At 36.9% G+C, this 849-nt stretch carries 2 protein-coding genes; both read left to right on the top strand.

The annotated features are described in order from the left end of the window. Positions 1–503, top strand: a 503-nt coding sequence (locus RB298_RS06780) for a DMT family transporter (protein ID WP_486046500.1), incomplete at its 5' end; no start/stop codon positions are given. A gap of 51 nt (positions 504–554) precedes the next feature. Beyond that, positions 555–849 (top strand): cupin domain-containing protein (locus RB298_RS06775; RefSeq protein ID WP_486046498.1); only part of this gene is annotated, 295 nt, incomplete at its 3' end.

The raw sequence follows: 849 nt of genomic DNA, 5'->3' as shown, positions 1-849 counted from the left end.
CTTCTAGCAATCAGCATTCACTTCAGCTTCCAGTTAATATCGGTTACCTGTTAATGATTTTAAGTACATTAAACTGGGCAATCTATTCTGTCCTATTAAAAAAGCTGGATATCCAACTTCCCTCTCTTGTTGTTACGTTTTATATGTGTTTAATAGGGTTTACTCTAACAACTCCTTTTCTCGTAAGAAATAAAGGATGGGAGATCATGCCTTTTTTAACGAGCGTGGAGTGGGCTCATTTACTATTTCTCGGTGTATTCGTTTCAGGTGTTGCCTATTGGTATTGGGCAAAGGCATTAGAGGTTTTAGAGGCGTCACAGGTATCTGTGTTTCTTTATTTAGAACCAGTAGCGACATTGATAACAGCTGTTTTACTGTTACGAGAAAAGATTATTCCTGTCAGCATATTAGGAGGAGTCATAATTATAGTGGGAGTAATTGTAGCTAATGGAAGACTACTAACTTTTTTAAGGTACTTGCCATGGAGAAACAAAAAATTGTAGCTATGCAGAAAACCCAAAAATTTGTGCTGCTCATAAGGAGGTAATGCGTGTATGAGCTTAATTGAACAGGTAAAGCATATTTTAGATAACTTGGACTCCCCTACCAAATTGGAACTGAGAGAGGCTCTTTTGGCTTTAGATATAAACTTTAATGATTTAAAACCACTATTGCAGTCAGCAAAAGACAAGCCATACTATAGAAAGCTTCTCTATCAAAATGACGAAGTAGAATTACTTGTTATGAACTGGTCAGCAATAGAGTGTGCTCCTCACGATCACGGTCATTCGCATGGATGGATTCAAGTGATAAATGGTACAACTATAAATACGGTTTACGAAGTTAAAG

The sequence above is a fragment of the Priestia sp. BR_2 genome (assembly GCF_041954005.1).
Classification (GTDB): domain Bacteria; phylum Bacillota; class Bacilli; order Paenibacillales; family Paenibacillaceae; genus Paenibacillus_AQ; species Paenibacillus_AQ lautus_A.
This window is presented reverse-complemented; position numbering and strand designations above follow the sequence as displayed.